8 protein-coding genes are annotated in these 7468 nt (G+C 63.9%); all 8 read right to left on the minus strand.

Going from position 1 to position 7468, the window contains the following annotated elements; all coding sequences use genetic code 11:
• Nucleotides 1–109 precede the first annotated feature (109 nt).
• On the minus strand, nt 110–460 hold the full coding sequence (gene cyoD / locus B3446_RS16715) for a cytochrome o ubiquinol oxidase subunit IV (RefSeq protein ID WP_175124443.1): 351 nt from the start codon (nt 458–460) through the stop codon (nt 110–112).
• Nucleotides 460–1083 (minus strand): cytochrome o ubiquinol oxidase subunit III, encoded by a 624-nt coding sequence (gene cyoC / locus B3446_RS16720; protein ID WP_291383499.1) that lies wholly within the window; start codon nt 1081–1083, stop codon nt 460–462. Before cyoC ends, cyoD begins: the two co-directional genes overlap by 1 nt.
• 3 nt (nt 1084–1086) lie before the next feature.
• Nucleotides 1087–3063, minus strand: coding sequence for a cytochrome o ubiquinol oxidase subunit I (gene cyoB / locus B3446_RS16725; RefSeq protein WP_191576114.1), 1977 nt, complete (start codon nt 3061–3063; stop codon nt 1087–1089).
• 2 nt (nt 3064–3065) lie between these two features.
• Nucleotides 3066–3974, minus strand: coding sequence for a ubiquinol oxidase subunit II (gene cyoA / locus B3446_RS16730; RefSeq protein WP_175124445.1), 909 nt, complete (start codon nt 3972–3974; stop codon nt 3066–3068).
• 257 nt (nt 3975–4231) lie between these two features.
• Nucleotides 4232–4783: a response regulator transcription factor gene (locus B3446_RS16735; protein WP_291383502.1), complete on the minus strand. Its 552-nt coding sequence runs from the start codon at nt 4781–4783 to the stop codon at nt 4232–4234.
• Between the two features lie 5 nt (nt 4784–4788).
• Complete coding sequence (locus tag B3446_RS16740; RefSeq protein ID WP_175124446.1) at nt 4789–5994, minus strand: ATP-binding protein; 1206 nt, start codon at nt 5992–5994, stop codon at nt 4789–4791.
• Nucleotides 5995–6306: 312 nt separating this feature from the next.
• Nucleotides 6307–6795: a copper chaperone PCu(A)C gene (locus B3446_RS16745; protein ID WP_175124447.1), complete on the minus strand. Its 489-nt coding sequence runs from the start codon at nt 6793–6795 to the stop codon at nt 6307–6309.
• 19 nt (nt 6796–6814) lie between these two features.
• Nucleotides 6815–7450, minus strand: coding sequence for an SCO family protein (locus B3446_RS16750; RefSeq protein ID WP_291383506.1), 636 nt, complete (start codon nt 7448–7450; stop codon nt 6815–6817).
• Nucleotides 7451–7468: the final 18 nt, after the last annotated feature.

Below are 7468 nucleotides of genomic sequence, written 5' to 3' on the forward strand. Positions count from 1 at the left end.
AGCGGCCAGCTGGCTGCCCGCGACGCCCCAGCGCCTTCCGCGCGATCCCCCCAAAAAAAACAGGCGCCCGAAGGCGCCTGTTTTTGCATGCCTTAACGGCAAGCGGTCATTACATGGCGTGGCCCATGTTGACGTTCATGTTGTACAGCACCCAGGCCGAACCACCGACGATGATGAAGATGATCAGGACGGTGAAGACAAACGTGGCCAGGTTGTCGCGGGACGATTTCGATGCGCCCATGTGCAGGAAGTACACCAGCTGAACCAGCAACTGGAGAATGCACAGCGCCACCACGCCGATGATCGTGGCGGTGTGGGACAGTGCGCCGTGCATCACCAGGCCGAACGAGCCGAAGGTGAGCAGCAGCGAGAGCACGAAACCGATGATGTAGGACTTCAGGCTGCCGTGATCGGCGGCGTGATCGTCGTGGCCGTGTGCGGCCGCAGCGGAGTGCGACATCAGAGGGCTCCCAGAAGGTAGACAAAGGTGAAGACGCAGATCCAGACGATGTCCAGGAAGTGCCAGAACAGNNAGAACAGGCTCAGGCACGCCAGACGACGCTTGTTGATCGAGTCCAGGCCATGACGGCGGATCATGTCGAGCATGACGATGATCCAGATCAGGCCAAAGGTCACGTGCAGGCCGTGCGTACCGATCAGCGTGAAGAACGCGGACAGGTAGGCGCTGCGGCCCGGACCGGCGCCGATGCTGATCAGGTGATGGAATTCATAGATTTCCATCGCGATGAAGCCCGCGCCGAACAGGAACGTGACCATCAACCAGCCCATGGCACGGCTCTTGTTGTTGGCGTGCACGTTCAGGTTGGCCATGCCGAAGGTGAAGCTGGACACCAGGAGCAACAGCGTTTCGACCAGGACGAAGTTCAGGTCGAACAGTTCCTTGCCGGACGGACCGCCCGCGGTGGCGTTGGACAACACCGCGAACGTGGCAAACAGCACCGAAAAGATCAGCAAGTCGCTCATCAGATAGACCCAGAAACCGAAAACGGTCTTGGATCCATCGTCGTGATGCGCGTGATCGTCGTGACCCGCGTGGGGGTGAGTGGCTACGGCTTGAATCATGGCTCAGGCGGCCTTCTGCATTTTGTCAAAGTGAGCGTTTTCGATGCGTTCGACTTCCGCGGCCGGGACCCAGTAGTCGACGTCGCGGTCATAGGCGCGAACGATGAACGAACCGATCATGCCCACGAGGCCGGCGATCGACAGCCACCAGATGTGCCAGATCAGCGCAAAGCACATGACCAGGCCAAAGGCGCCGATCCAGACGCCAGCGGCGGTGTTCTTCGGCATGTGGATGTCTTCGTACTTGGCGGGGCGCTTGTAGGCCTTGCCGCTCTGCTTGTCTTCCCAGAACTGGTCCAGTTCATCAACGTGAGGAACGTGGGCGAAGTTGTAGAAAGGCGCGGGCGACGAGATCGACCATTCCAGCGTGCGGCCATCCCAGGGATCGCCGGTGACGTCCTGGTTCTGCTTGCGCTGACGCACGGAGACGAACACTTGCTGCAGCAGGAAGAAGATGCCCAGCATGATCAGCGCGGCGCCAGCCAGCGCGACCAGCAGGTACGGCTGCCATTCGGGGTTGTCGTAGTGGTTCAGGCGACGCGTCATGCCCTTGAAGCCCAGGACGTACAGGGGCATGAAGGCCAGGAAGAAGCCGACGAACCAGCAGTAGAACGAGTAGCGGCCCAGACGCTCGTTCAGCGTGAAGCCGAACGCCTTCGGGAACCAATAGACCATGCCGGCGATGCAGCCGAACACCACGCCACCGATGATGGTGTTGTGGAAGTGCGCGATCAGGAACAGGCTGTTGTGCAGGATGAACGACACGCCGGGGATGGCCAGCATCACGCCGGTCATGCCGCCGATGACGAACACGATCATGAAGCCCAGCGTCCACAGCACCGGCGTCGTGATGCGCAGGCGGCCGCGGTAGATGGTGAACAGCCAGTTGAAGATCTTGGCCCCGGTCGGGATCGAGATGATCATTGTCGCTATGCCGAAGAAGGCATTGACGTTGGCCCCCGCTCCCATGGTGAAGAAGTGGTGCAGCCAGACCAGGAACGACAGCACGCCGATGGCGGCCGTGGCGTAAACCATGGACTTGTAGCCGAACAGGGTCTTGCGGGCGAACGTGGCAACGATTTCCGAATACACGCCGAAGGCCGGCAGCACCAGGATGTAGACCTCGGGGTGGCCCCAGATCCAGATCAGGTTCACGTACATCATGACGTTGCCGCCACCGTCGTTCGTGAAGAAGTGCGTGCCCAGGTAGCGGTCCATCGTCAGCAGCGCCAGGGTCGCGGCCAGCACGGGGAAGGCGGCGACGATCAGGACGTTGGTGACCAGCGAGGTCCACGTGAAGATCGGCATCTTCATCAGGGTCATGCCAGGCGCACGCATGCGCAGGATGGTGACGATGAAGTTGATGCCGCTAAGTGTTGTCCCCAGCCCTGATATCTGCAGTGCCCAGAGGTAGTAATCCACCCCCACGCTTGGACTGTAGTCCAGCCCCGACAGCGGCGGATACGCGAGCCAGCCGGTCGCGGCGAATTCGCCCACGAACAGCGACAGCATCATCAGCACGACGCCGGCGGCGAACAGCCAGAAGCTCAGCGAGTTCAGGAACGGGTACGCCACGTCGCGGGCGCCGATCTGCAGCGGCACGACAATGTTCATCAGCCCGGTGATGAAGGGCATCGCCATGAAGAAAATCATGATGACGCCGTGGGCGGTGAAGATCTGGTCGTAGTGGTGCGGCGGCAGGAAGCCGGCCGAGTCCGCGGACGCGACGGCAAGCTGCGTGCGCATCATGATGGCGTCGGCAAAGCCGCGCAGCAGCATGATCAGGGCGACGATGATGTACATCACGCCGATGCGCTTGTGGTCGACGGTGGTGAGCCACTCCGTCCACAGGTACTGCCACTTCTTGAAATAGGTGATGGCGCCGAAGACCGCTAGGCCTCCCAGGCACACGGCGGCCAGCGTAACCATGACGATGGGGTCATGGTACGGAATGGCCTCGAGGGTAAGTTTCCCGAGCATTGTTAGTTGATTCCTGCGATCAGATTATTCGACGTGGAGGTGCACGTGGCGGAGTCCACGCCGGCCATCTTGGTCATCGTGCTGCCCAGAATGAAATCAAACATGGCGGGCGGCGCCGACGAATACTTCACGACCGGGTTGCGCTCGCTGCGCTTGGTCAGTTCCGCATAGACCTCGGGGGTCAGCGCGGTGGGAGCAGCCTTCGCTTCCTTGATCCAGTTGTCGAACCCTTCCTGCGACATGGCGTGCGCCTTGAAGCGCATGCCCGAGAAACCGCCGCCGCTGTAGTTGGCCGAAATGCCGGCGTAGGTGCCGATTTCGCGCGCGTTCAGGTGCAGCTTGGTCTCCATGCCGGCCATCGAGTAGATCTGGCTGCCGAGCTGGGGAATGAAGAACGAGTTCATGACCGAAGCCGACGTGATCCGGAAGTTGACCGGAACGTCCACGGGGAACGCGATCTCGTTGACCGTGGCGATGTCGTACTCGGGGTAGATGAAGAGCCACTTCCAATCCAGTGAAACCACCTCGATGGTCACCGGCTTGTGTTCGGACACGAGCGGCTTGTAGGGATCCAGCGCGTGCGTGGAGCGCCAGGTGATCACGGCAAGAATCGCCACGATGATACAAGGGACGGTCCAGACGACGGCTTCGATTGCCGTGGAGTGGGCCCACTTGGGCTGGTAGTCAGCTTTGGTGTTGGAAGCGCGGTACTTCCAGGCAAACGCCACGATCATGATGAGGACCGGGATCACGACGATGAGCATGAGCCCGGTCGCCGTCAGCAGCAACGTCTTTTCCTGGATGCCGATATCTCCCTTGGGGGAGAGGATTTCCATGTTGCAGCCGCCAAGCAGCATGACCGCGCCGACGCCAAATATGCGCGTAAGGGTCGCAAGGAGGGGGTGTTTCACGTACAGCCTTGGATGGAAGGTGGGAAATGCTGCAAAGCAGCAGACTGGAATGCTGCTAGGCAGCAACGTCCATCCTATCGGTTTGATCTGGGTCAAGCCTGCGACGAAAGGTCGCATTGCCTGGGAGAAATCCGGCCCAATGGCGGCGGATTCAGGGTTTTCCTAGGGGAGCAGAAGCCCCGAGGGGAGGGAGGGGGTGCGACGATATGTCGCACCTGCACATGGGGGTGTTGTAAAGATGTGTCGCCCCGCACAACTCATTCCGGAACTACCTCGCGTTCCGGCCCCGGTTTTTTCGCCAGCTTGCGTTGCAGCGAGCGCCGGTGCATGCCCAGGAGGCGCGCCGCAGCGGAAACATTGCCGCCGGTCTCGTGCAGGGCCTGGTGAATGTGCTCCCATTCTAGGCGGTGCAACGGCGTCATGGTCGTTTCGATCGTAACTGTTTCTGGCTTCACCAGACCCAGCGTGCGCAGGATCATCGGCGCCGTCGCCGGCTTGGGCAGGTAGTCGTCGGCGCCGCGCTTGATGGCTTCGACGGCGGTCGCCACGCTGGCATAGCCGGTGACGAGCAGGATGCGCATGTCCTCGCGCAAGGCGCGTAGCGGACGGATCAAGGTCAGGCCGGAGTCTTCGCCCAGGCGCAGGTCGACCAGTGCAAAGGCCGGACGGATTTCCTCGGCCACGCGCAGCGCCTCGGCGATGCCGGTGGCGGTTCGGGTTTCCAGGCCGCGGCGCGACAGGCTGCGCTGCAAGGTGCGCACGTAGAGTTCGTCGTCGTCGATCAGCAGGCCAAGATCGTTTGCATTCATCACATTCAGGTCCCGGGGTTGCCGAGAGGCAAATAAAAGCGGATGCGGGTGCCGCCGCCTTCGGCTGCGGTCATGGTCATTTCGCCGCCCATCTGTTCCACGGTGGCGTGCGACAGGGCCAGGCCCACGCCCAGTCCTCCCGGCTTGCCGCTGTTGAACAGGCTGGTCGCCGGCAGCACGGCATGGTCGGGATCGAAACCCCGTCCGTAGTCCCGGACTTCGCCGCGCAGGGCGCCATAGCCGTATTCCAGATGCAGGTCCACGCGGGGCGCGTCGGCGGATTCCCCCGCGTCCGCGGCGTTGTTCAGCAACGCCTGCAGCAGGTGGGCGATGGCCGGATCGACGCGCAGGCTGGTGGGCAGCGTGCCCGAGCGTTGGAGGTCGATGGTCGGCCGGATCAAACGCCATTGCCCCACGACGCGAACCAGATCCACGGCGGTTGGGACCGCCAGATTGCGGATGCGTTCCCGGCACAGGGCCAGAAGCTGGCTGAGGGTAGTGACGTCTTCGCGCAGGTCTTCGTCATCCTGGACCTCGGCGGCGATCTCGTCGGTCAGCAGCGTCATGGTGGCCAGCGGCGTGTTCAGCTCGTGCGCCATGGCGGCGGCGTGGGTCGCCAGGGCGACGATGCCTTCGTTGCGGGTGAAGCGTTCGCGCAGGCGGGCCAGTTCGCGCTCGCGGGCGCGCATGTCGGCGGCCAGGCGGGTCGAGAACACCAGCACCACGACGACCGAAATCAGGAAATTGGCGCCCAGGCCCCACAGCAGCAGGGTGTGGGGGTCCACGTCGCCGCGCAGGGGCTGACCGAAGATGGCGGCGGCGCCATAGCCCAGCACGCCGGCCAGCGCCGCGGCCAGCGCCCAGTTGCGCGGCAGCGCCAGCGCGGCCAGGGCGGTCAGGATGAGGAACATCGTGCCGAACGGGTTGCTGATGCCACCGCTCCAGCCCACCATCCAGGCCAGCACCGCCATGTCGATAAACAGGTGGCCGAAGGCGGTGGCGTGGGAGAGGTCGCGCGGATGGCGCAGGCGCAGGCTGGCGTAGACGTTGAAGCCGATCAGCATGCCCACGCCCAGCCACAGCGGTTCCAGCGGCAGATCCAGGCCCAGCACGCTGCTGGCGACGAGGACGGTGGCGGCCTGGCCCGCGATGGCGAGCCAGCGCAGGCTGCAGAGGGTTCGCAGGAATGAAAAGGCGGAACTACCGGGCATATCCAGATACAGAGGGCCGGCTAGCTTGCCGGCAGTTACGGGCGCCCGGCTGCGCGGAACGCTGGCATCCGGAGCGCGGCGGCGGTGGCCGGCTGCTGCCCGGGCCGGAAGGCGCGGGATTCGGACGTGCAGGCATTGTATGGTGAATCGGAGGGCGGCGCTGTCGCGGCGGCGGGGCTATGTGTCCCTGATATGTGGCCGCCGATAGGTGAACATGCGAGCATGGAGCGCCACCGATAGGCGTTCAAATGGCGAGATCGCGGTGCGACCCCGCCACGCGGCAGGCGCGCGATGAGCGCCTGCCGCCCGTCATCAGTGGCCGTGACCGGCCGCCGGCGCGGCGGTCGCATTCAGCGGCCGGGCCACCGCGTCAATCGGCACGCGCCGTTGCTGACGGGCCGCGTCTTCCACGATCAGCGTCAGCGCGACGTGATCGCCCGGCACGATCTGCTTGGCCAGGTCGATGAGCATGACGTGGTAGCCGCCGGGCTTCAAATCCACCGCCTGGCCGGCGGGCAGGTCGATGCCGGCCACCTGGCGCATCTTCATGACGTTGTCCTGCATCGCCATCTCGTGCACTTCCACGTGCTTGGCCGCCTGCGATTCCACGCCGACCAGCCGGCCGGCTTCCTTGGACGTCAGTTGCATGAACACGCCGGTCGCGTGCTGGTTGGGCACGGTCGCGCGCACCCAGGCGTCCTGCACGGACAGGCCGGCGTCCTGCGCCAGCGCAACATGGCTGAATCCGGCCAGGGCCAAAGCGAAGACGGCGGCCAGGGGTTTGATCGAAAGCTTCTTCATGAGGGTTTCCTTTATTGGGTCAGAGCACGGTGCGCAGGTCTTGCGCGCATTCCTGCGCGCTCTGCTGATGGCGCAGCGCCACGCGCAGCTTGCCTTCGGCGTCGATGAGGTACGTCAGCGCGGTGTGGTCCATGGTGTAGGACGAGCCGGTCTGGACCTTCTGGTAGAACACCTTGAAGGCCTGGGCGGCGGCGCGGGTCTGTTCCGCCGTGCCGCGCAGACCGATGAAGCCGGGATCGAAGGCCTGGGTGTAGGCGCGCAGGATCTCAGGCGTGTCGCGCTCGGGATCCACGGTAATGAAGAGAACGCGCAGCTTGTCGGCATCCTTGCCCAGCAGCGTCTTGATCTCGACGGCGCGGGTCAGCGCCGTCGGGCAGATGTCCGGGCATTGGGTGAAGCCGAAGAACAACATGACCGGATGCCCGCGGTAGTCGGCCAGGGTGCGGGTTTTGCCGTCGGTGTCCTGCAACTGGAAATCGCCGGTGGTCATGCCGGACAGGTCCATACCGTGCAGCGGCGGGGCGTCGGGACCGCAGCCCGCCAGCGGCAGCAGCGCCAGCGTCGACAGCAGCAGACGCCGTCGCGGGTCTGGAGCGCCCAATGCCGGGGCGGCGGGCGTCACGCCGGCGGGCGGGCGCGAAAAAAGGGGATTCATTTAAACCCCTGGATTGAC

The sequence above is a fragment of the Achromobacter sp. UBA5777 genome, assembly GCF_002418565.1.
Lineage (GTDB): Bacteria > Pseudomonadota > Gammaproteobacteria > Burkholderiales > Burkholderiaceae_B > Achromobacter > Achromobacter animicus.